This is a genomic window from Microbacterium shimangi (genome assembly GCF_043556445.1).
Taxonomy (GTDB): Bacteria; Actinomycetota; Actinomycetes; order Actinomycetales; family Microbacteriaceae; genus Microbacterium.
Map to the genome: position 1 here is coordinate 1 of NZ_JBIGII010000003.1, position 23,476 is coordinate 23,476.

Sequence of the window (23,476 nt, forward strand, 5' to 3'; positions counted from 1 at the left end):
AAAGTCCACCAGTGGGGAAACAAAGAAGGGGGGGGGGATGTTGGCCAACATCCCCCCCGCTCCGGAGAAATCGTCAGGCCGTCGCGATCGCGAGGATCGGTTCACTCGTCGGCGCGCCGGACGGCGAACCGCCATCGGGCTCGACGGTCACGGCGATCACGTCGCCGGGCTGGTACGTCCCCGCCAGCAGCGCGGTCGCGGAACCGTCGTTCGCGTCGAAGACGCCCGCAGACACCGCGGCTCCGTCACGGACGAACCAGAGTTCGAAGGTCTCGTCGCTAGCGAGAGCCGGCAGCCCGTCGGAGACGATGACCACCTCACCCAGCTCGGAGGACCAGTGCGCGGTGGCCTCTCCCCCGTCGGTGAGAGGAACCGTCGCCGACTGCGCATCTGCGGCGTTCTCGATCTGCTCGAGAGCAACGACCGCGGCAGGTCGGGTCAACTGCTGACTGATCGTGACCGCACCGAAGCCGAGTGCGAGAACAGCGACGATCGAAGCCGCCAGGGTGAACCACCGACGACGCATTCCGCCGCTGGGGGCGCGGACGGGCGTCACGGCCGGCGCGGGGCCGGCGGCGGCGAAATCTTCTTCGTCCGCAGCATCCGTCGTCTGAGGAGTCAGGGCGATGCGCGCCATCAGTGCGTCGCGCAGAGCGGCGGGTGGCGCGACAGGAGCAACGGAATCGGCGAGGAGAGCGACGGTATCTGCCTCGGTGCGCACGTGCTTCTCCCATTCAGGGTGTTCGGCGAGTGCGGCGTCGAAGGCGAGTAGGTCAGAGGGCGACAGGGCGCTCAGCGCGTAACCTGCCGCTAATTCGGCAAAGGTGTTTTCGTTCATGTCGTCACCCCCATCAGGGTCCTCAAGCGGGATAACCCATCCCGCATTCTTGTCTTGATCGTTCCGAGGGGCGAGCCCACGAGCGCGGCGATCTCGCTCTGGCTGTACCCGCCGTAGTAGGCGAGGGTGATCGCTTCGCGTTGCGCCGCAGGTAGAGCGGCGACGGCCTCGGCGACTCGTCGTCCTTCGATTCTCATCTCGACGCTCTCCGCGACATCGTCACGGGGGGCTTCGATGTCTCGGAAGCCCGCACGCACATCACGGTCGGCACTCGCCTGTGACGATCGCACGCGATCGACAGCCCGACGGTGTGCCATTGTGAGCACCCACGATCTTCCTTGCCCTCTTTTCGGAGCGAACTTCGAAGCGGATTGCCAGATCTCGAGGAAAACCTCCTGCAGCACCTCTTCGCTCTGCGAGCGATCAACCAGAACGCGCAGGATGAGCCCGAAGACGCGCGACGACATCATGTCGTAGAGGCGGGCGAAGGCTGCGTCGTCGCCGGCGGCGACCTGCAACAGCAGTTCGGCCACGTGATCGACGGGCTGGGCCCCGTCGTCTGGCACGTCCACGCCGTCGATCACCATGGGTCAAGCATGCCCCACTCCCCGCGCTCGGACGACGCACAGGTCGGGTGTGCCTCGAAGCCGAATGCACACACCTCTTATGCGCGAGAAGCCGTGAGGAACTTTCCGCACGAAATCCGCCCAGGGGTCAATCCGATTCGGTACCCGTACCGAACAGCCTGTACACCGCCTCCACGGTGTGCCAGACCCCCGCACCGGGGCTTGGTTATGCAGCAGCCCGATCCCCGGGCTCCCAACTTCGGAGGAAATCATGCTCAGCACCAAGAAGATCACCGGTGGCCTCGCCCTTGTCATGGCATCGGCTTTCGCCCTCACCGCATGTTCGATGGGCTCCACGTCCACCGGCAGCACCACCGACGACTCGATGGAGTCGTCCGCTCCCTCGATGAGCGCTTCGCCGTCGGCGGACACCATGGACCCGGCCGCCAACCTCGTCGGTGCCGGCTGCGCCGACTACGCCGCTGCTGTTCCGGACGGCGCAGGCTCCGTCGAGGGCATGTCGCAGGACCCGGTGGCCGTCGCCGCATCGAACAACCCCATCCTCACCACGCTCACCGCTGCTGTCAGCGGCCAGCTGAACCCCGATGTCGACCTCGTCGACACGCTGAACGGTGACGAGTTCACCGTCTTCGCCCCCGTCGACGACGCCTTCGCGAAGATCGACCCCGCAACGATCGAGACGCTGAAGACCGACAGCGCACTGCTGACGTCGATCCTCACGTACCACGTGATCCCCGGCCAGATGAGCCCCGACGAGATCGACGGCACCTTCACGACCGTCAACGGCGCTGACCTGACCATCACGGGCAGTGGCGACAACATCATGGTCGGCGACCAGGCCGCAGTCATCTGCGGTGGCGTCACCACGGCCAACGCAACCGTGTACCTCATCGACACGGTGCTGATGCCCCCGGCTGCGTAAGCAAGCCGGACCGACCTTCGGGTCGGCTCTGAACGGCGACTGCCGGAACCCAGGCGAGGGGTTCCGGCAGTCGCTTCTTTCGTGCGCGTGAGCGCCTGTTCGTGTGATCGCCGGGTCGTCGCGCGGCCGTCATCTGCGCCGTCGCTGTTCGCGCGGCCGATTCGTGCTCGCGCGGCGCATAGATGGACAGCGTGAAGCGGATGCCGCGGAGCCGGACCGCTGCGCAGGAACGATGACGCCGCGGTTGCCCGGTAGGCTTGTCGGCGAGGGCCTCTAGCTCAGTCGGTAGAGCATCGGACTTTTAATCCGCGGGTCGTGGGTTCGAGCCCCACGGGGCCCACCACGTGCGCCTTACTCGAAACATCGCCAAAAGCGATGTTTAGAATGGCGCGAGCAGCAGAAGTTACCTCAGCACGCCCGGTTCCGGGGTGCTTTTCTGTGGCAACCCGAACATGGCACTCGCATCGAGGATGGCGTCGAACGGCTCCCGGAGTTCGACGCGGGTCACTTCGTCCGCGTAGATGAAGAGCTTCGAGAACACGGACTGGTTCATGGCTCGACGGGTCTCATCGGATGCTTGCGCGTACAACTCTCCAGGACGCTCGAGGAGCGAGACGGCAGCATCGATGTAGTTCAATACGGCTGCGAGGTGGTGCTCGACGTTGTCCAACTTGGATGACATGATCGCCCGCTGCTTCGTGATGGCCGTAATCCGTTTGCGGATCGTGTCGCGCGCGATCAGTCCGTCCGCCGCGAGATCGAGCAGATTCTGCTCCTGAGCATCAAGCTTCGTGAGGTTGTCGGAGAGCTGTCTGTGGAGGGAGCGCGCAGCGGCCTGGTCCTGCTCGACGGTTTGCTTTACTCCCCTGCGAAACGCGTCAAGAAACCCGGGCGTGACCTTTAGCGACATCCAGCATTGCTCGATCGCGCTCTCGATCCGGGCCGACTGGATATATGGAGAGTCGCAGAGATGCTCTTGCCGCCGACGGCAGAAGAAGTACTCATACGTTCCGGCCCGGGCGTTAACGTTGGCGAGCACCATCCAGCCGGTCTCATCCGTTTCGTCGCACCGGCCGCAGAAGAGGCTGCCCTTCAGATAGTGATGATGAGTGCGTTGGCGCTCGCCGGTGCTCTGCAGCGACACCACCTCTTGGACCCGCGCGTAAAGTGCGCCGTCGACGAGCGCGTCGTGACGCCCCTCGTAGAGCTGGTCTTTGTAGCGCGCGAGACCGAGGTAGTACGGGTCTTGGAGGAGCCGCAACAACTGGTTATCGGAGAGCTGGCCAGCGGGTCGGCTCCTGGTGGCGCGCGACTTGAGGCCTCGTAGATATAGCTCGTCGGCTAACGCTGGGATGCTGTAGTTCCCCGTTGCGAACAGTTCGAAGGCAATTTTGCTGGCCAGTCAGTGACCGCTGAAATGTGGGAACCCCGGAACTTTAGCTATAACGGGGGCAACATCTTTGCAAACAACTTCATTCTGCATATGCTGCAGCGCCCTAGCTATTGGGGGAGTTCTGGAGACGCGCTGGGAGTGGCATGGACGCAGTTCACCCCTCTGCCCGAGCAGTCACCTAACCTGACGCCTGAGGATGCACAGATGATCGCCAACAGGCGGGCCTCGTACGAAGCCGCATCTTCGCAACCCGTCATCACTTACGTATCCAGGATCCGGCACTGGGCTGCGAGTACAAATGCTTACATCCAGCATGGAGTCCCGCGCAATAGTTCCTCATGTGCAGTATCGGACTTGGGGGCGTGGGCTTTGGATCTGGTGTCCGCTTGGGAATTCTTCTATAGAAATGACAGATCAACTTACACTGGCACCGTCCGGGCTTGGATGGCAGAGAATGTTGGTCATGCAACCCGCCAGAACAGCTTCGGGATAGAGGACCTGCTAGGTGATGTAGACGCTTACTTATGCGCGGCGATGCTAAACACGACGCCGAGCAGGTCAATCGCGGACTGCATTCGAGAAATCGAATACGAACGCCGTCGTGACGCAACCTGGAGATACCGTACGTTCCATTCCTGGCGGTTCGGCGGGAGCAGAGCGAACCTGGTCGCCGCTGCGAAGAACCTCTGGAGTGGACCACCGTGGCTAGGGCTCCCCGTGAACCTCATCTTAGGGAATGTCCCTAGACCGACTACCGCACAGATTTCTCAGATATCTGAGGGCTTCGCCGATGCGATACTGAGTCGTGCGTGACTCGAGGCAAGAACTAAGGTATCCCCGGACCACGGTGCGCACCGCATCGTACCTAGCCCTGCTCGTGCTGCCCCCAGCCGTTCTTACGGTCAGTATTTATGGCCCCTGGTTGGACGCAAGCAGTTGCGATCCGGGTGGGTATCTCGGCTTATCGCTTGCGTTGACGGCGTCACTCGTGCTGTCCGCCACGGCGGGGTGGGTCGCGGACAGAATTCTGCCTCAAGGCGCGGACATGCCCCTCCGGTCCGTGCGAGCGGGTGCAGCGGTAGCCAACGGAGCCTTGTTCGCTGTGCTTGCCTTTCCTATCTTGTTATTTGCTGCCATCGGCGCGACGAGTAGCCCGGGAGGCTCGAACGCGGAATCTTCGTTGCCCGCCATCGTGGCCTCGTTTTCCAAGGGCGCAGTGATTCTCCTGCCCTACGCGGGGTTCTTATTGGCCGCTCTGGCCGGCGTGATAGCCATGCCCAAGCGCAGGCGCCTGCTCGTTGGCGGCGGCCATCTGATGCTGGCCGTCGTGGCTGGCTTGTGCCTTTGGGGCATGCACGGGTCGATTTGTGCGAGCTGACCTGACTCTAGAAGCGCCGCGTTGCTCTAGATCCCGCAAAGACGCGTATGAAGCGCGTCTCTAGTCGAACCAGTTTCTGCTCGCCAGCCGGGGGATCTGAGCGCCAAGGTCGCGTACATCGTCCTGCGCTCCTACCCCGTCAACCACAGCGGACCAACGTGCCGGTGGGTTGACGGAACAGCATTCGGACGACGATGGAGGTCAGAGCCGAGCCTCTACTTTGCCTGAACATCGACGTCGTGCGGCTGTGGCTGGCTCGAATCCTGCTCGACACGGCCTCGGCCGGGCACGGCAAGAACGTCCTAGCAGATCCCTCTCTCTTCAAGTCGGCCGACGACCTCGCGAACGAAGCTCAACGCCCGCCGCCCGAAGCATCCGCGCAACCCGATTCGGACCCATGTTGTGCGCCGCCGCCAACTCGGCCAACGTCGCTCCTTCTTCGTAGGCAGCCACGAGCACACGCTGCTCCGGTGTCACGCCGACGGGCAACCGCTCGAGGCCCTGCCGGCGCACAAGCTCATGCAATGTCGAACGATGGACGCCAAGGTTCCGCGCTAATACCCTGACGTTGGCACCTTGACGATACGCCTCAGCAAAGGCCGCGCGTTCGGCAACCGTCAGCTGCCGAGACTTCTTTAGGACGACAGAGGGCTCCGTTTGAGCAGCGCGGCTTGAGCTTATTGACGCCAATTTACGGAGGTGCGAAGCCCCTGCTGATTTATTCGAGTACGCCTCGACAAGCCCCACCACGTCAACCGCACTCAAACCGGCGACCTGAAGATGATGGTTGCTTGGAGTTCATCAGGAGCGCCAGCCCTGCGGCTGGCGCTTTCTTGTTTGGCCGCGTCGCACTCGTTCCTGGGAGCGTGCAGCCCGGCGACCGTGTCGTGGGTCTGACCGCACAGGGTGACCTTCAGCGACCACGAGTCCTCAATCTCGTTACCCAGCCGCCCCAGTGCCGAGGTGAGGATCGACTCCCTCGGCACCGGGGAACTGTTGCTCCGATCGTTTCCGTCAGGTCGTCAGCTGGCCCAGCACTGGCGGATGGGCACTCGTCCTCGGTTGAAGGTGACACAGTTCTGAGGAATGAGCGTGTCGCCCGAGTAGACCGGCTGACGGACACTGGGCGATGTGGTGAGGGCTGCGCCCGTGCGGGTGAAGAGAGACACGAAGCTGGTGTAGTTCGTCACCGGCCAGGTGCGACTGGTGTCGGTTCCCATGCAGCTGGAATCGGGGGCGACGTAGGGGAACACCTCGCAGCTGTAGCCTTCGACCGCGCGGATTTCGGAGGTGACGAGGCTGCTGCTGGTGGCCGATCCGAAGGTGGAGTACACGTTGGTGATGAACTCGAAGTTGTTGTTGTAGGTCTTCGGCATCTTCCTCGGATAGCCGATGCCCAGCGAGAAGGTCTGAGCGCTGCAGAGCGATGCCTCATCGTTCCAGTCGAGGTACGCACCGATCTGCGTGAGGTTTGCAGCTGGACCGAAGTTGTAGATCGACCAGCCGCTGAACGTGTCGTTTCGCGCCCAGAACTGGTTGCGGACATCGGTGATACCGGGGCACTCCCCCTGCGCGGTCGGCGTGCGACGAAGGCTGGGGTGCGACGACTCGATGGCGGTGTTGATGAGGGTGACCTTGAACTCCACCCCCCACTTTGCGGGGACGTTGTTGAAGTTCTCGCCCTGCAGGCCAGCTCCGGGGCTGGTGATCCAGTAGTTGTGCATGTTCACGCCGGCTGTCACGCTCGATGACCTCCAGCCGGAGCCGCTGACCTGCACTGTGCTGGGCTTCCAGTCCTGCGCGATAGGGGCTGGCACCGCCATCGTCGTCACGTCCGGGGAGGCAGCGTCCACGGTTCCGGTTTTGGACCGGGCCTGTGCGTCGTCGACATCCTCACGGGCAGAATCCCACACGGTTCCTTCGGTCGAAAACGACTCGGGCACCGCGTCGAGTCCGGCAGTGAGGTCTCCCGCCCCGTCAAGGAGGTTCGGTTCCTGAGCTGTGATGCCGACAACTCCTCTCGCCGACGCTCGGGGGTCCTCTCGCAGCACGACGAGTTCGGTAATCCTCGGCTCAGTTCCGAACTGTTCCCGGTAGGAGTCCGTGAAGTCGTCTGGGGTGACGCTTTCGATGGGGTAGTACTCGCCGACGACATTGAGATCCGAGTAGCGGTAGCCGACAACGTCTCGGCCGCTTCGACCGCCTGCGACCTGTGCGTCGGCCAAGGAAACGCCGTGGTCCAGCGCGATCCGCGATGTCCCGAGATCACCTGCCGAGGGTGTCGGTTCGTTCTGAGCGGAGTGGGCCGGTGTCGCGACCATCCCGGCGCAGACGACTGCGACGCCGAGTGCGAGGGCGAGTGCTGTTCTGGCGGGACGAGATATGACGATAGTGCTCATGATGGGTGCCTGTTCTGTGCTGTCGTGAATCAGGGGTTGGCGATGATGACGGAGTAGATCCACGGAAGGATGTCGTCCACCCGGCTTGCAGCGCCGCTACGGTCTGTCGATGCGGACCAGACGCATCCCGCCTCGCCGCTTTGCGAGGCGATTCCGAGGAGCGTCGTTCCTGAAACAACGGGCGCTCCCGCATCGCCATCACAGAAAGCCATCGCGCTGGCGGCTGCCTGCGTCCGCAGAACCCCCGCCTCTACCGCGGTCACTGTCAGAGCCTGAGTCTTGCCGACGGGGGGAAGCCACTCGGTGGCGTTGCGCCCCCAACCAGTGAAGGTCGCGGCCGCGCCAGCCGTCGGAGTGACGGTGGGAAGACTGATCGGTGTGATTCCGGTCGCCGGCTTGGACAGCAGCACGAGTGCGAGGTCACGCCCCGGTGCGTTCTTGAACGGAACGACCTGCGCGATGGAGAATCCCATGTTTGCCGGCGGTTTGCTCGTCGCCAGACCGAACCATGCGCGCGACGGTGTGGACGGTGTGCCGGTGGTGAGTGAGGTGTACTGGGCCGGGGTCGCGCTGAAGCAGCTGGCCGTGGTGAGAACCCAACGAGGGGAAATCAGTGCACCGGAGCAGGAACCTTTTCCGGTGGTGATCTTTGCTGCGTACGGGTGCTGGCCAGTGGGAGTGTCGGAGGGCTTCGCAGACCGCGCGGCGCCGGTGTAGCTGTTGACTTCGAGCTCGAGGATCGTGGATTGTCCGTCGACCGCGCCGACTCCGCGCCGCTGATTTGCCGGTACGACGATGGTGGTGGTCTGACCGGACTGGGTGGAGGTCGCGGAGAGTTCGCCGTTGCCGGCTCCCACTCCGAATGCGCCGGTGATCTGCATCTTCAGCCAACCGTTCCCGGTCACCCGGAAACACAATGGCTCCAGATTCTGGATGGTCTCAACCTCGATCTGGCCTGTCCCGATGGCGCAAGTGGCGAGCATGATCGAGCCGCTGCCTTTGCCCAGCGTGATGCCGTAATCGGTAGCGATCCGGGCGGCGCCCGGGTGTGTGTTGTCCTCCACCGTGAAGTCGAGTCCCGGAACAGCAGCCGTCGCCGGTGCTGGCGTGAATGCGGCAGCTATCACGGCAGCGGCGGCGGCAAGGCCAATCGCCACAATGCGTTTCCAGCGCGGTGAACGCGTGTCCATTCCGTCCTCTTTCGATTGCAAATCATGTTGAGGAAGCGAATCCGCTGTCTCAGTCGGAGAACCTAGCGAGACTGCGTCTGTCATTGAGAGCCGAATAAAAGAATTGCGGCTTGCGTCGCCGCTCGTTCACCTCTACGCCGTCTTGAGTTTTAAACGTTCACTTAGCGATTTCGCGAGAACGGATACGGTCGTGAACGTTCTCTGCTTCGTCTTTAGGGGGCGAGAGGGCATTCACTTTGTGGCGGGGACAGAAGGAGTGCGGGATGGGCATTAAGCGACGCGAACGGAAAACGCAGTGGCGTGCGACGTTCCGAGTTCCTATTCGGTCGACGCTGGCGATGCTCGCCGCCCTCGCCCTCACCGTCCAACTGGGAGCGGTCGCCTCGAGCCCGGCCCTAGCGGTGACCACTCCCGGCGTCAGCGCCGCTCTCCAGCCCGCGACGGACACGGAAGGCGCCATCCGCCTCTGGCGTACAGGCGGCCCCGCTGTGAAGGACGCTGCCCGCACGGCGCTGCTGGGCGGCCCCGCAGGCGTCAGCCAATTCATCTCCACAACGCAGCACACCGCGCTCACGCAGGACTACCGGGTCACGGCTATCGCCATCACGATGGCTGGCGGACCCGCTGTCAGAAGCGCAGCCGAGACCGCCCTGAGCTCGACATCCTCCGCCGCACTGGCCCAGTTCATCTCCTCCGGTTGGCGCACCGCATGGGCGCAGGATGATCGTGCACGCGTCACCGAGCTCGCTGCGAACGGGCCCACTCTCGTCAAAGCCGCGGCTCAGGCAGCACTCCGCGTGGGCACGGATGAGGCCATCAGCACGTTCGTGCTGACAGGCGAAGACGCCGCCCGTGTGCGCGAAGACCGTCAGGCCGCATACCGGCTCTCCTCCACAGGGTCACCGACGGTTCAGACCAAGGCCAGCGAAGCGCTCAACTCCGGCGACGCGCGAATCATCTCCGACTTCCTCCGCTACGGCCAGTACGTCGCAGCCGCCCGCGACGCCGAGGTCGCGTCGGTCTCCCAACTTGCCGACCAGGCCAAAGCGGCGAGCGACGAAGCCCGCAAACAATCCGACGCCACGACAGCAGCAGCGGCACAAGCTGTCTCGTCCGCCAACAAGGCGAAAGAGGCCACCCGACGCGCCGCCGATGAGGCAGCCGCGGCTGCCGCCTCCACCACACTCGCAGGACAGGCCGCCTCACGCGCTGCTCAGCTCGCTGAGCAAGCAGCTCAGGGCGCCGAAGTCGCTGTTCAAGCAAGCCAAGACGCCACCCGCGCTCTGACCGCCGCGGCGAACTCTGCCCGTGCTGCGGCAGCTGCCGCGGCACGGGCGAACGAGGCGGCAGCCACGGCTCAGAACGCCGCCGCGGCCGCCGCGACCAACGCGTCTCGTGCCGCCGAGGCCCGACAGGCGGCCCAGGGCGCGCGCAACGCGGCCGCTGACGCGCGGCGCGCGGTCGACGCCGCCAGCGCTGCCATGCAAGCGGTCACGCAGTCTGCGGCCGCCGCGAACGCTGCGTCCAGCGCAGGCGCGAACGCGCGACTCGCCGCACAGGCTGCCACGCAGGTCGCGAACCAGGCCGGGTTGTCCAGCCAGCAAGCCGCGCAGGCACGCGAAGCTGCTCGTCGAGCCAACGAAGCCGCGGACCGTGCGGATGCTGCGGCGCAGCATGTCGCGACGCTGGCCACCCAGGCCACCGCAGCAGCAACCGACGCCCGAAACGCCGCGAACGCCGCGGCTGGACACGCAGACGCCGCCGCGGCCGCCGCGGACCAGGCAGCTGCCCAGGCAGGAAACGCCACCTACGCAGCCTCCCGCGCCCAAGCGGCCGCGACAGCGGCCCGAAACGCTGCAGACGCCGCGACGCTTGCCGTGATGAAGGCGACGCAGATCGCACAGGTCGCCCGCGCAGCCGACACTCAGCGTCTCGACGACGAGCGCGCCTTCAACCGCGCCCGTGCAATAGCCGCAGCGCAGATCGAACAGCAACGCACACAGGCCCAGACCCAGCAGCAACAGGAATCGCAGGCGGCCGCCGCCGAGACGCAGGGCCTGGTGACGACGCTGACCGCGCCCGGCGCGAACATCCCCGCGCAGATGCCGGCCGCGCGCCGAGCCGTCTTCGGTCTCATCCAGACGGGCGGTCAGTGGGTTCGCGCCGCTGCCGAGACAGCGCTCATCGGCGGAGACGCCGCCGTCGTCGAGTTCCTCTCCAAGAGCCGCCTGACCGCGATCGAGCGAGACCAATGGGAACAGGCGATCCCCCACGCCTACGACGGGCCCGAGCCCGTGCAGCTTGCGGCGCAGGATGCTCTGTACAGCGGCCCGGAAGAGATCGCGACCTTCATCGCTACCGGGTACGACGCCGCAGCCCGAGCTTCCTTCCGACAGCAGATTTACACCATCCTCAACGGCGCAGGCAGCCAAGTCACCGCAGCGGGAAACGCTGCGCTCACCAGCTCCGCCCCGACTGCGGCTCGCGTATTCGTCCAAAGCGGCCAGTACACGGCCCGTGACCGCGACGACAGGCTCGCCGCCTACCAGTACTCGAGCTCCGGGACCCCGGAGGTGCAGGCAGCAGCACAGGTCGCACTCGACGGTCCCCGAGGCGGCCTCCGGCAATTCCTCAGCGTCGGGCTCCTGGAAGCTCGCCAGCGAGACCAGGAAACCAGCGCGCACATCGCAATGGTCGACTCGCTGATCGCAGCCGCGACCGCCGACGCCAAGAACGCGCAAGCGCAGGCCTCCAAGGCCGCACAAACGGCGGCACTTGCACGGAACGCCGCCGCCGAGGCTCAAGCGGCCGCGAATCAGGCCGCGACCCACGCATCCAACGCCTCTCAGTCCGCCTCCCAGGCGCGAACATTCGCCGACAACGCCGAAGCGTCCGCAACTCAAGCCCGCGCGTCGGCTGCCACCGCCCGGGACGCAGCGAACACGGCACGCAATAGCGCCGTCGCTGCCGCACAGGAGGCGTCCAACGCGACCGCATCCGCCGACGCAGCTCAGCGCTCAGCGCGCGACGCCGCGCAAGCCGCCAACGCCGCCCGTGCGAGCGCCACCGCCGCGGGAAAGGACGCCGCAGCTGCGGCCAAAGCCGCGACCCAGGCTCTCGACTTCGCAGCGGTGAAGCAGCAAGAAGAGGACGAAGCAGGCTACCTCTCCCGCGGCGCAGTCGATACGACCTCCGCGACTCCCTCGGAGTCCGAGATCGCAGCAGCGCGCGCTGCCGGAGGTCAGGCCGCGGTCGATGAGCTGATGGCCGCCCGACAATCCCTGGCCACCGGCGACCTCGCGCAGTACCTCATCAGCATCGGCGGACAGCTGCTGCTCGACTTCTTCGGCATCACCGACATCGTCAACTGCGTAACCAAAGGCGACATCGGCGCCTGCGCCATGTCCCTCATCGGATTCCTTCCGATCGGCAAGATTCTTCAAGCAGGCAAAGCCATCGCCCTCCTCGGCAGACTGGTCCCGCAGATCGTAGAGTTCTTCGCCCGTCACCAGGACGCGCTCCGCGTCGTCGAGCGGTACAGCGGTGCCGCCTGCACGGTCGGGTTCGTTACGGCCCGCACGGCCGCGTCGAGTGCGTCCGCTTCAGTAAGTCGTGCTGGTGCCATCGGACTCGCCGCGAAGTCATCCTGTGGCGGCCCTATTCCGGTCGCAATCGGGCAACGAGGTGAGGCCGCGGTTCGCGGCGTCGCCGACATCGGCCTACCTACTTCGATCACGATCAATGGGCGGAATCGAATCCTGGACGGTCTGAACCTTGACACAGGAGTCGTGACCGAAATCAAGAATGTAAACAGCCAGTCCTACACAAGGCAGCTCGTGGACAGTCTTTCGTTCGCGCGCCAGCAGGAACCAAAGCTCAAGTTCGACCTGTATGTGCGTTGCGCTTCTGCCACAGTGAAGGCCACGATCATTTCGGCGCCTCTGCAGGCTGTCATCAATGAAGGCCTCATCAACAAGAAATGCATCCCATGAGCCCAAAGAATGAGCGACTCGGGTGGCGTACGCCACCGGAGGTCATACGGCGACAAGCCGAACGAGACCGGGAACGCGCCGAGGCGAACAATGCAACAGCATTGGCCCGCCGGGAGGATGCTGTGGAGGCGGAAATCGCGCGGGCGGAGCTTCCGATTGTGCGCGATCTGCGCTCAGCGGGTTACGACATCGCAACACCGCCGCAGCTTGACCGGAACGAGACGACGTCCTGGCCCACAGCACTGGCGATATTGGCACACCATCTGGAGAGGGGTTCTTACCCAGACCTCGTGCGGTATCGAATAGTGCGTTTGTTCGGAAGGCCCGAAGGACTGCCCTACTGGGACCTGGTTATGAGCCGGTACGTGCAGCCGAACGGGCGTTCGGAGCAAGCTGGGGCCGCGTACGCGCTAGCGGCAATGGCCACGAACAGGGAACTCAAGGACCTCATGACCCTCGTGCGCGTCGACAATGGCGCTGCGCGCGAAGAGTTCGTGGAGCCAATCGTGCGCTTGAGCGGCGGGGCCGGCTCTGCCGAGGTACGCTCGCTGTCCGAACAGCCCGAACTCGACCAGGCGGTCATTACGGCGCTACGCGGTCTCAACGCAACAACAGATCGCGAACAACTTCGCACGCGTGCGCTGGGTGAGCTCGCCGTGGCAGTGCGTAGTCGTGCGCAGCCAGTGATGACCTCGCCGGTTGTCGAATGGTCCACATCACTCGACATTGCGGACTGGAAGCGGTTCGCAAGGTTCCTCAGCCGAGAACTCGGGGGTGAGCTCACCGGACCGCTAGGCAAAGCCCTGTTCACCGTCATCGAGACCGCACCGCAAGACGACGAGGACCACGTCCTCATCAAGACCGACCTCGGCGTGGTGCGCGTCGGATGGTTCGTCGACGACGTAGACACCGTCGACACCTACATCTTCGGCTCACAGCAAGTACACGATCTCTGCGACTCCTGGTACCGAGCCAACGAAAAAGGTTGAGGCGCCTTGAGCAGTTGGTCAAGACTGCGACTGGTTCTTGTTTCATACGCTGACCTATCACTGACGGATGCGCTCGCAATCGGCCGCGCATTCGACGCTTATCCCGGACTGCGCCCTCGGAAGGTAGGCGGAGACCCCGCACGGATCACGGTGGCCCCATCACTGGAGGCGGTGATCGGCAACCACAACCTTCCGTTGGACTGGCTCACCGAATGGCGCGACGCCGGGGGGCAGGCCTATTACGGCAGAATCGCGCTCTTTCCCGGCCGAGGTGGGTATACGGGGCAGAACATCGACGGGGAGCGCCAGTACGTTCTCACCGGTCACCGCATCGAACAAGTGTGGCTGGAGCATGGAGCGGCCGCGGACGAAGGACCAGACAGGGTCGCCGAACTCTTCGAGGCTTTAGTTGCAGTGTCTGGCGCCGCCTATGGCAGCGTTGGTAGCGCCAACGGCGACGTGAACATCACCAGTCACCTGCCGGGAGCGTTCTGGCTCAACTACTTCGGTCCCGCGTTCGCAGACCGGATTCCGGAGTTGCGTTCAGCGACGGGTGCCCTCACCACGCCGAGCGGTGGCATCCTGGTTCGCACGGCGGTTGAGCCATGGATCGACGGCGAGGGAGATGCGCCTGAAGCGGCGTCAGAGTTACGCAACCTCTTCCCCGCAGCAGCATTCCTGCCTTCACGTTCGAATCCGGGCTTGCCACTCATTGAAGATCATCTGGCAGCTTCTCCTGGCACAACGGTTATGCCCTGGGAGGCGCATGACGCCGCCAGGGCATTAGCTCGTCGCGCAAAGCAGAGCGGGCGGGCGCGGGCGGAGCTTGCCCGCGCGGAAGAGGCACGGCCGGAGCCGGTGCTGGGCGCAAACGCAGTCGAATGGTCCACATCATTCGAACTTCCGGACTGGAAGCGGTTCGCAAAGTTCCTCCGCCGAGAACTCCGCGGTGAGCTCACCGGACCGCTAGGCAAAGCCCTGTTCACCGCCATCGAGAGCGCACCGCAAGAAGACGAGAACCACGTCCTCGTCAACACCGACCTCGGCGTAGTGCGCCTTGGATGGTTCATCGACGACATCGACACGATAGACGCCTACATCTTCGGGTCTCGAGAGATCCACGATCTCTGCGACGCTTGGCTCGACACTCGTGTGGACGGATGAGACGGAATGATGACGAACGACGAAGACACGACGCTCGCCCCCCAGGACGACCTCAACCTCCTGGTGAACATGGTCATACCGGCGGCGGTAGAACGCTTCGCGCCGCTGGGCCGAATCCGTCCGTTCGGGGCGGCTATCGGCATAGGTGGAGATCAGCTTCATGTCACCTCAGACCTCAGCGAGGAAACCCACCCGGACGAGGTCATCACGCACCTTGTAGACATCGCGCGGGCGAACATCGATAGCTTTCGCGCGGTGGCAGTCGTCTCCCTGGTCCGCCATGGCAGTGGCGATGGCATCCGCGTAGCCGTTGACCGGCCGGAAGGAGGCGCCGTGAGTGTCGTCTTCCCCGCCACCCGGAAGCGTCTCACCAAGAAAGTGGAACTCGGCGAACCGAGCGTCGTGGCCGCATCCGGCTGGGTCTGGACGGACGCGGATGCGGCGGGGGGCCAGCCCGCACCCAATTGGCGGGACGAGACCCCGCAAATGGTCCAGGACGACCTAGATGCGCTGTTCGCTCAGCTTGTGCCGTTCGCCGAGCAGACCCTCGGCAGGTACGGAGAGATGTACCCCTTCGGGGGCGCGATCCTTCGTGACGGTCAGTATGAGGCCTTCGCGACTGACATCATCGGCGACGATCGTCCGCCCTCGCAAGATCTCCTCGACCTAATCCTCGAGGGTGTCCGCGCGGAGGCCGATACCTACCGCGTTCGCAGTCGTAAGCGACGTCCTGGTCAACGGGGCGGACGCCCTCCACATCGAGGCAGAGCACCGCGATGGCACTGCTATCTCCACAGTCCTGCCTTACTCGCGGGACCCCGCAGCGGCGAAGATCTCGTTCGTAGGCGGGGGGACTCGAAACGCTCCCCCGCGCGTCTGGACGGAGTGAGCGCGACAGAAGTGTCAAAACCAGCATCGGCGCACTACTGGCAAGGGAACCCGCTATCGCCGCCCCAGCCGCCGACTCCCCTGACGGACGGCGACGAGCAACCCTCCGGCGAAGAGAAGCATGCCGGCACTCGTGGCGAGCGGCGTGAGATCACCCAGCCCGGTGGCCGGAAGCGTCGACGGCAGGTTGCCGCCGCCGGTGACGACGGGGGCCGCGGCAACCTCGAAGGTGACGGTGGCCGAGTTGCTCTGCCCGTTGACCGTCTGACGCGCGACGAGAGTGTGCGCGCCGGGGCCGGGAACAGCGGCGAACGGCACCGACCAGGCTCCGTCTACGACCTCGGTCTCGCCGACAACGGCGCCGTCGAGGGTCACGATGACCCGCGCACCCTCCCGTCCGGAGCCGTTCGCACCCGTGGGGGCCGCATCGAGGGCGAAGAGAGCACCGTCCGCGGGGTTGGCGATCACCGGCGGGGCGGGAAGCACCCCCACGGTGTACGCGGTCTCCTTCGACACGTCGAAGCCCTCCTGGGCATACAGGGTGAAGCCGAAGTCTCCCGGCGCGTCGGGCGCGGCGAAGCTCCACTGACCCGAAGCGTCGATGGGGACGTCGAAGGATGGTGCGCCGTCCGGAGTCACGACCAGGGTGTGCTCGGCGGGGCCGGTGCCAGAGATGGCCCCGCCGACCATGACCTCTCCGCCGGTGACCGGCGACGAGAGAACGGGCGGATCGACGAACAGCGAGACCGAGTAACCGTCGGCGGCCGCCAGACCCGCCTGCAGGTCGGCCCCCCACACGATCGAGACACCGCCGAGGGTCGCGCCGCCGGAGATGATGCCCACCGCGGTCGACCCCTGGTACAACGCCCCGCCCGAGTCGCCGTCACCGGCAGCGATCGTGGCGAGGAAGCCGTAGACCTGTCGGCCGTCGACGAGCGCCCACCCTTCGACGGCGTCGACCGTGCCCACCGTTAGACCGGTGGTGCGGCCGGACTTCTCGATCGGGCCGAGTTGCGCCGTGCCGACGGACCGCACGGGCGTGGCCGAGGCGGAGAGGTCTTCGGATGCTGCGGTCGTCCAGTCGGTGATCGCCGGGAGAAGGGTCAGCTCGTCGTTGACGACGTCCCAGGCGGAGATGTCCACTGTGTCGGCAGATCCCGCTTCCCCGACGGTGTCGCCGGGTCCGCCGAACTGGGCGAAGCCGAGCTCGCCGAGAAGATAGGTGGGCTCGACCTGGCTGCTGTCCGTGGCTCCGCCGGCGGGATCGCCGGTGGGGAGTGTGAGGACACTGGCGGTCGAGACGCCGTCGTCGGCGCAGTGCCCGGCCGAGATGATGGCGGGACCACCGGTCGCGTTCCACCCCGTGAAGCCGATCGAGCACACCGTCGCGCTGACGGGACCCTCCGGGTCGAGCGCGAGATACCCCGCGCCGCCGACGACGTCGGTGTCGTCGGTCGCGGTGAACGGCGCATCGAGCACCCGCACCGAGACGTTGGAGTTGCCCTCGACGAACTCGCTCGCCGCGAGGTCGAGGTCATCCGGTGACGCCGTGTACACGACCACACGGCCGTCGCCGTCGACGGCCACGGCCTCGACGCCCTCTCCGTTCAGCAGCTCCTTTGCCGCCGCGTCGAAGGCGGGACCCGACGTCGGAGCCGACGGTTGCTCACCGGCCACGGCGACGGAGGGAATGAACGCTCCGGACAGTGCGACGGCGATCGCCGCGATCGCCGCGGCATGTCTCTTGCTCAGGGTCATCTTCTCTTCCCGCATTCGTTAGGAGTCGGGACACCGGAGTACCGACGCGCGAGAAGACCAAGTGATTGCCCCACACCACCACTGGCGTCAGGGACACCATAGGGAATTCTCAGAAGCGCCGGGGAGAAATTTTCCTGCGACGAGTCCTGCGTCAGCCCGTCGATGCCACCGAAGCGCGTGCCGCGCGGCGATACCGCAGCGCTTCGACCGCGCACCACACGAGGGTCGCCACCGCGATGCCCTCGACGAAGCCTGCGACGACGTCACTGAGCCAGTGCGCCTGGAGGTAGGTGCGGCTCCACATCATCACGACCACCCACAAGGCCCCGATCACCCAGACGTACCAGCGCCGGAGGAGGATGCCGAGGATGACGGCGACGGTCGTGGCCACGGCCGTGTGTCCGGAGGGGAAAGAGGTCGGCACGCTCTCGGCGAGCGAATCCGCGGGGCGGACACGGGCGATGACCGCGGCCATCGGTGCTCCGATCGCGACGACGGCGATCATCGCGATCGTCAGGACCACCGCATCCGATCGCCTTCTTCGCCATACGAAGAGTCCGATGATGATCAGCCCGACGACGACCATGCCGATGGTGCCACCGACGATCGCCGGGATCCACGCGATGATGATGCCGACCTCGCTGAGGGTCGCGATCATGAGGTCGTGCCACGCGATGTCGACGGGGAGGGGTTCGTGGCCGCCCAGGGCGACGACGATTCGCAGGACGACGAAAAGCGCCGTCGCGGAGATTCCGACGACGAGAGCGACGCTGCGCCGCGAATCGGTTGTGGTCGGCGACGAGCGGAGCGGCGCGGCCTGACGGGTGTCGTTCATCACACGAGAGCCTAGACACACGGATGCGGTCGGCGGGGGGACACGCACGGTGCGGATACGACGGGTGAACGCTCGTCGTACATCCGTCGCAACGACGGTGGAGCCGCCGCGGCGAACGATAGGTTCGCGCCCGGGGGAAGTGAGTTCTTCCTTTCCGAGGAAGAGGGCTCGTTGATGTTCGGTCTCAGTCGGCGTGCGCGCACGTCGGTCGCAACACTCGTGGTCGCGGTGACCGCGATGACGCTCGGCCTCGCGGCCCCCGCACAGGCCGAAGACTTCGCGCGGATCTCGGGTGCCGGCTCGACGTGGGCGCAGAACGCCATCGACCAGTGGCGTCGTGACGTCGCCGGCGACCCGGGCGTGACGGTGACCTACTCGGGGTTCGGTTCCACCGCGGCCCGCGGTGCTTTCATCGAGGGAACCGTCGACTTCGCGGTGAGCGAACTTCCGTTCCAGCGAACCCCCGCAGACGGCTCAGCGCCCGAAACAGCCTCCGGCTTCACCTACCTGCCCGCCCTGGCGGGCGGAACCGCGTTCTTGTACAACCTCCAGATCGACGGCAAGAGGGTGACCGATCTGCAGCTCTCCGGCGCCGTGGTCGCCGGGATCTTCAGCGGCGCCATCGTCAACTGGAGCGATGCGGCGATCCAGGCTGACAACCCGACGCTGGTCATGCCCGACCGGGCGATCACTCCCGTGGTCCGCGACGATGCGTCGGGATCATCGGCGCAACTCACCGCGTGGCTCTCCGCGGAGTACCCCGGCGTTTGGACGACCGGGGTGGCCTCGAAGTTCCCCGTGCCCGCGAACGGCAGAGCGCGGAGCGGCTCGCTCGGCGTAGCCGGCTACGTCAGCCAGGCGTACGGCGAAGGCGCGATCACCTACGTGGAGAACTCCTACGCCCTGACGACCGGTTTCCCGGTGGCGAACCTGCGCAACGCCGCCGGCGACTACGTCGCGCCCTCCGCGCAGAACGTCTCGGTCGCGCTCGCGGGTGCGCGGGTGAACGACGACCCGACCTCCCCCGACTACCTCACGCAAATCCTCGACGGCGTCTACGGCAACCCCGACGCCCGGGCCTACCCGCTCTCGTCTTACGCGTACCTCATCGCTCCGACCGAGGTCCGCGGCGGCTTCACGGCCGACAAGGGACGCGCACTCGGCGCCTTCGCGAGATACCTGCTGTGCGAGGGGCAGCAGGAGACGACGTCGCTCGGTTACGCACCCCTGCCCGCCAACCTGGTCGCGGCCGGGCTCACTCAGTTGAGCCGCATACCGGGGGCGGATGCTGCGAGCGCGGGCTGCGCCGACGACGCGCAGGGCGGCGAGGATTCCATCGAACTCGAGGCGACCGTTCTCGCACCGACCGATGGTCCGCTGTCGCTGAACGTCCCGGCCGACGCGACCGCGGTCTTCGGCGCACCGGCGATGGTGGACGGCAACACGGTGTTCACCACGACGCTTCCGCAATTCTCGGTGACGGACGCCAGGGTGGTCTCCCGGCCGGGCTACACCCTGCTGAGTTCGTTGACCGACTTCACCTCTGGTGCGAACAGCATGCCGGCGTCGTCGCTGACGGTCTCGCCCGCCCTGGCCGCCGAGGGCAGCACCGCGACGGGCGTGGCCCCTGCCGCACCGTTCACGGCGTCGGCGACGGGCACGACGTTCGCGGCCGCGGCCGTCGGTGAGGGTATCGGCGAGACCACGTTCACCGCGGGTCTGCGGTTGGTCGCTCCGGCGGAAGCCGCCCCGGGGATGTACCGGGCGAAGATGACACTGACCCTCGTCTCGCGCTGATCTCCCGCGACGGTGAAAAGATGGGGCCGTGCCCCACGTCGCCGCGCTGTACCGCTACCCCGTGAAGGGATTCACGCCGGAGTCTCGAGACGAGCTGGTCGTGCAGCACGACGGACGCATCGAAGGCGACCGCGTGCTCGCCTTCCGCTTCGCCGATGACACCCTACCGCGTGAGCGAGACGGTCTCGACTACTGGCCGAAGAGCCGCGGCCTCGCCCTGATGGACTTTCCCTCGCTCGCTCGGCTGCGCCTGCGCTTCGATGCCGACAGCCTTCGCATCAGCATCCGTGACGGTGACCGCGTTCTCGTCGAAGCCGGCCTCGACGACACGGGGAGGCGCGAGCTGGAGCGGGCGGTCACCTCGTTCGTCGCCGCCTCGACCGACGCGCGTCGGCTCGAGGGCGACGGGATCCTGCCCCTTCGCCTCATCGGCGACGGGCGCCTCTCGCGGTTCCAGGATCGCCCGCGCGGGTACGTTTCGCTGCACGGGCGCGCGTCGGTGGAGTCCATCGGGGCCGCCGTCACGGCTCCGATCGATGACCGCCGCTTCCGGTCGAACATCGTCGCGGAGGCGACAGACCCCTGGGAAGAGCTCGCATGGAGCGGCCGAGTCCGCATCGGCGAGGTGCTGTTCGACATCCAGCGGCCGATCGAACGCTGCGCCGCCATCATGGCGAACCCCGACAGCGGCGAGCGCGACGCGCGACTGCTGCGCCTGCTGACGACGGAGTTCGGTCAGCCCGAACCCACCCTGGGAATTCTCCTCCTGCCCGTCGACGGCACGGGTGTCATCCGTGTCGGTGACGACATCGCCGTCGAGTCCGCTGCCTGACACCCGCCCCCTGTCCAATCCGACGCCGCCCCCGCCTCGAATCACCGACATACCCCGGCACCACTACGGAAGGTTCACCATGACCGAGATCACCGCCCACCACGGAATCCTCACCGACGTCGATCTGCACGTCGACGACACCGGCGGATCGGGTCGCCCGGTCGTCCTCATCCACGGCTGGCCGCTCTCGGGCGCATCGTGGTCAGAGCAGGTCCCCGCGTTCGAGGCCGCCGGCTACCGCGTCATCACGTACGACCGCCGGGGTTTCGGGCGCAGCGACAAGCCGCTCACCGGGTACGGGTACGACCGACTCACCGAGGATCTGCACGCCGTTCTGGAAGCTCTCGATCTCACCGACGTCACGCTCGTCGGGTTCTCGATGGGCGGGGGCGAGGTGGCGCGGTACTTCGGTCTCTACGGATCGGAGCGAGTGCGCAGCGTCGTCTTCGCCTCGGCGGTCACGCCGTACCTGTTAAAGACGCGTGGCAACCCCGATGGTCCGCTCGAAGGCGGCGCAGCCGCGAAGATGGCCGCGAGCCTCACCGCGAACGCCGACGACTTCTACGACCAGTTTGTGACCGACTTCTTCTCGGTGGATGGTGTGCTCAAAGTCAGCGAGGAGCAGCGTCAGGAGGCGCTCGCTCTGGCGAAGCAGGCGAGCAAAGCAGCCGCCCTCGAATCCATGGCGGCGTGGGGATCGACGGACTTCCGTGACGACCTCGAGAAGGTCACCGTTCCCACGCTCGTGATCCACGGCGACTCCGACGCCACGGTGCCGCTCGAGGGTTCGGGTGCCCGCACCCACGCGGCGATCGCCGGAAGCGAGCTCCACGTCGTCGCGGGCGCCCCTCACGGCGTCAACGTCAGCCACGCCCCAGAGTGGAACCGCGTCGTCCTCGACTTCCTCTCGAAGTAGCCGGCACACAGCGAAGAGGGGCGGACGCAGCATCCGCCCCTCTTCGGTCAGGCCGGGCCCTTTCGATCACGAGCGGGCCGACATACCCTCGAGGCATGGAGATCGCGCTACCGTTGCTCTTCCTCGCGGGTCTCGTAACGGCCGGCGTCGTCTGGCGTCGCCGGAAAGACCGAGACGCCGCTGAGGCCCCGCGCGACGACACGATGCGAGCCGGCAGCGAGCCGGTCGATTCGCCCGAGAGCGCCGCGCGCCGCGCAGAGGGCAAAGCTGCGTGGATGCGCCCCAGCGGGTTCTGACCGCTAGGCGTCGGAGCGGGTCACGCCCGCGCCCGCTGCCGCGATCTCGGTGAGAGCCGCCGCGCTCGAATCGGGGTGTACGCCCGCGACGAGGTCGGTGAACACCCGCACGGCGCGACCCGCGGCGAGGGCGTCGAGCGCTGACGCGCGCACGCAATAGTCGGTCGCGAGCCCGACGATGTCGATGGCGACGATGCCGTGCTCATCGAGCAGCCCGGCGGCTGTGGCTCCGTCGTCACCCACACCCTCGAACAGCGAGTAGGCGGGTTTTCCCTGCCCCTTCTTCAGGTGAGCGGTGACCGAGGTCGTGTCGAACCCCTCGTCGTACTCGGCGCCGAAGGTGCCGCCGACGCAGTGCACCGGCCAGGTATCGACGAAGTCGGGGGTTCCCGTCGCGAAATGGCCGCCGTTGTCGTTGTCGCCGTCGTGCCAGTCGCGTGAGGCGACGATAATCTCGTAGTCGTCGGCGTGCGCCGCGAGGTAGGCGGAGATCCTTTCGGCGACGGCGTCACCGCCCGCCACGCCGAGCGCGCCGTGCTCGGTGAAATCGTTCTGGACGTCGACGATGAACAGCGCTCGGGTCATCGTCCGAGCGTACGACGCTCAGCCCCCGACCACGCCGCGGATCGTCGCGAGGTACCGGTCGATGTCGCCGTCGCCATAGACCGCCGACTGGCTGATGAAGCCCGCGCACACGAGCAGCGAGCCGCGGGCGGCCTGTCGCGCGGCGAACTTCGCGGCCTTCTCATCGTGCGGATACTGTGCCTCCGCCCACGGACGCAGGATCGCGACGAGCTCGGCCCTGAGCACCGCCATGTTGCGCCGCAGCTCGACGCGGAACGGCTCGTGCACCGTCGCTTCGGCCCACAGCTGGAGGAGCGGGACGCGACTCGCGCGGCGGGACGCGACACGCCGGAGCATCCACCGGGTCAGCGTCGGCGGATCGACCGGTTCGCCCGCGGCCGCTCGTTCGGCGCCCCACTGCCGCACATCGGCGGTGAATCCGTCGTGCAGACGTTTGACGACGAAGACCGCGATCTCGAACTTGCTGCGGAAGTGCGAGTACACCGAGCCCGCAGACATGCCCGCCTCGGCGAAGACGTCGGCCATCGACAGCCGCGAGTAGCCGACGTCGTCCATGCGACGCAACACGGCATCGGCGATCTCCTCGCGGCGCGCCGCGCGGTATCCATCGCTGACCTTCGGCACGTGGGCGCCTCTTTCTTTCGTGAATTCTTCGTAGAACGTACCCCCGGGCGGTATAGAGAACATCTATTCTGTTTGTGATTCCCCCCTCGCCTT

At 66.0% G+C, this 23,476-nt stretch carries 18 protein-coding genes and 1 tRNA gene; 9 read left to right on the forward strand and 10 right to left on the reverse strand.

Annotated features, from left to right (window positions below):
• Window positions 1-73: 73 nt before the first annotated feature.
• Window positions 74-838 (reverse strand): anti-sigma factor, encoded by a 765-nt coding sequence (locus ACFXQA_RS01705; RefSeq protein WP_394518065.1) that lies wholly within the window; start codon window positions 836-838, stop codon window positions 74-76.
• Window positions 835-1,425, reverse strand: coding sequence for an ECF RNA polymerase sigma factor SigK (sigK, locus tag ACFXQA_RS01710; RefSeq protein WP_394518066.1), 591 nt, complete (start codon window positions 1,423-1,425; stop codon window positions 835-837). The genes ACFXQA_RS01705 and sigK overlap by 4 nt, the downstream gene beginning before the upstream one ends.
• A gap of 250 nt (window positions 1,426-1,675) precedes the next feature.
• Here sigK and ACFXQA_RS01715 point away from each other — a divergent pair, with 250 nt between their 5' ends.
• Window positions 1,676-2,347: a fasciclin domain-containing protein gene (locus ACFXQA_RS01715; protein ID WP_394518067.1), complete on the forward strand. Its 672-nt coding sequence runs from the start codon at window positions 1,676-1,678 to the stop codon at window positions 2,345-2,347.
• Between the two features lie 267 nt (window positions 2,348-2,614).
• Window positions 2,615-2,690 (forward strand) — tRNA-Lys (locus tag ACFXQA_RS01720).
• Between the two features lie 60 nt (window positions 2,691-2,750).
• On the opposite strand, the gene ACFXQA_RS01725 is transcribed toward ACFXQA_RS01720, so the two are convergent.
• The 4 genes from ACFXQA_RS01725 to ACFXQA_RS01740 form a co-directional block, all read right to left on the reverse strand.
• Complete coding sequence (locus ACFXQA_RS01725; RefSeq protein WP_394519062.1) at window positions 2,751-3,749, reverse strand: recombinase zinc beta ribbon domain-containing protein; 999 nt, start codon at window positions 3,747-3,749, stop codon at window positions 2,751-2,753.
• A 1,690-nt stretch (window positions 3,750-5,439) separates the two neighbouring features.
• Window positions 5,440-5,868 carry a helix-turn-helix domain-containing protein gene (locus ACFXQA_RS01730; protein WP_394518068.1) on the reverse strand — a complete coding sequence of 143 codons (429 nt, stop codon included), beginning with the start codon at window positions 5,866-5,868 and terminating at the stop codon, window positions 5,440-5,442.
• Between the two features lie 272 nt (window positions 5,869-6,140).
• Window positions 6,141-7,517 carry a hypothetical protein gene (locus ACFXQA_RS01735; RefSeq protein ID WP_394518069.1) on the reverse strand — a complete coding sequence of 459 codons (1,377 nt, stop codon included), beginning with the start codon at window positions 7,515-7,517 and terminating at the stop codon, window positions 6,141-6,143.
• Between the two features lie 29 nt (window positions 7,518-7,546).
• Entirely contained in the window at window positions 7,547-8,707 is a 1,161-nt protein-coding gene (locus ACFXQA_RS01740) for a trypsin-like serine protease (protein WP_394518070.1), read from the reverse strand.
• A 263-nt stretch (window positions 8,708-8,970) separates the two neighbouring features.
• Here ACFXQA_RS01740 and ACFXQA_RS01745 point away from each other — a divergent pair, with 263 nt between their 5' ends.
• The 3 genes from ACFXQA_RS01745 to ACFXQA_RS01755 all read left to right on the forward strand — a co-directional run bounded on the left by ACFXQA_RS01745 (window position 8,971) and on the right by ACFXQA_RS01755 (window position 14,852).
• Window positions 8,971-12,699, forward strand: coding sequence for a putative toxin (locus tag ACFXQA_RS01745; RefSeq protein ID WP_394518071.1), 3,729 nt, complete (start codon window positions 8,971-8,973; stop codon window positions 12,697-12,699).
• Between the two features lie 122 nt (window positions 12,700-12,821).
• Window positions 12,822-13,688, forward strand: a complete 867-nt coding sequence (locus tag ACFXQA_RS01750) for a hypothetical protein (protein WP_394518072.1) — start codon at window positions 12,822-12,824, stop codon at window positions 13,686-13,688.
• Window positions 13,689-13,838: 150 nt separating this feature from the next.
• Window positions 13,839-14,852 carry a hypothetical protein gene (locus ACFXQA_RS01755; RefSeq protein ID WP_394518073.1) on the forward strand — a complete coding sequence of 338 codons (1,014 nt, stop codon included), beginning with the start codon at window positions 13,839-13,841 and terminating at the stop codon, window positions 14,850-14,852.
• Window positions 14,853-15,794: 942 nt separating this feature from the next.
• Here the strand turns inward: ACFXQA_RS01755 and ACFXQA_RS01760 are convergent.
• Window positions 15,795-17,498 carry a S1 family peptidase gene (locus ACFXQA_RS01760; RefSeq protein ID WP_394518074.1) on the reverse strand — a complete coding sequence of 568 codons (1,704 nt, stop codon included), beginning with the start codon at window positions 17,496-17,498 and terminating at the stop codon, window positions 15,795-15,797.
• Between the two features lie 151 nt (window positions 17,499-17,649).
• Entirely contained in the window at window positions 17,650-18,333 is a 684-nt protein-coding gene (locus ACFXQA_RS01765) for a phosphatase PAP2 family protein (protein WP_394518075.1), read from the reverse strand.
• A gap of 174 nt (window positions 18,334-18,507) precedes the next feature.
• Between ACFXQA_RS01765 and ACFXQA_RS01770 the strand changes: the two genes are divergently transcribed.
• From ACFXQA_RS01770 to ACFXQA_RS01785, 4 genes are all read left to right on the forward strand, one after another.
• Window positions 18,508-20,130, forward strand: coding sequence for a substrate-binding domain-containing protein (locus ACFXQA_RS01770; protein WP_394518076.1), 1,623 nt, complete (start codon window positions 18,508-18,510; stop codon window positions 20,128-20,130).
• Between the two features lie 28 nt (window positions 20,131-20,158).
• Complete coding sequence (locus tag ACFXQA_RS01775) at window positions 20,159-20,962, forward strand: MOSC domain-containing protein (protein ID WP_394518077.1); 804 nt, start codon at window positions 20,159-20,161, stop codon at window positions 20,960-20,962.
• 79 nt (window positions 20,963-21,041) lie between these two features.
• Window positions 21,042-21,878 (forward strand): alpha/beta fold hydrolase, encoded by an 837-nt coding sequence (locus ACFXQA_RS01780; protein WP_394518078.1) that lies wholly within the window; start codon window positions 21,042-21,044, stop codon window positions 21,876-21,878.
• 95 nt (window positions 21,879-21,973) lie between these two features.
• Window positions 21,974-22,174: a hypothetical protein gene (locus ACFXQA_RS01785; RefSeq protein WP_394518079.1), complete on the forward strand. Its 201-nt coding sequence runs from the start codon at window positions 21,974-21,976 to the stop codon at window positions 22,172-22,174.
• 3 nt (window positions 22,175-22,177) lie between these two features.
• Here the strand turns inward: ACFXQA_RS01785 and ACFXQA_RS01790 are convergent, their stop codons facing one another.
• Both ACFXQA_RS01790 and ACFXQA_RS01795 read right to left on the reverse strand, forming a co-directional pair.
• The gene (locus ACFXQA_RS01790) at window positions 22,178-22,759 is read right to left on the reverse strand and encodes an isochorismatase family protein (protein ID WP_394518080.1); all 582 of its coding nucleotides are present in this window, start codon (window positions 22,757-22,759) and stop codon (window positions 22,178-22,180) included.
• A gap of 18 nt (window positions 22,760-22,777) precedes the next feature.
• A complete protein-coding gene (locus ACFXQA_RS01795; RefSeq protein ID WP_394518081.1) occupies window positions 22,778-23,446 on the reverse strand; it encodes a TetR/AcrR family transcriptional regulator in 669 nt (222 codons plus the stop codon).
• Window positions 23,447-23,476: the final 30 nt, after the last annotated feature.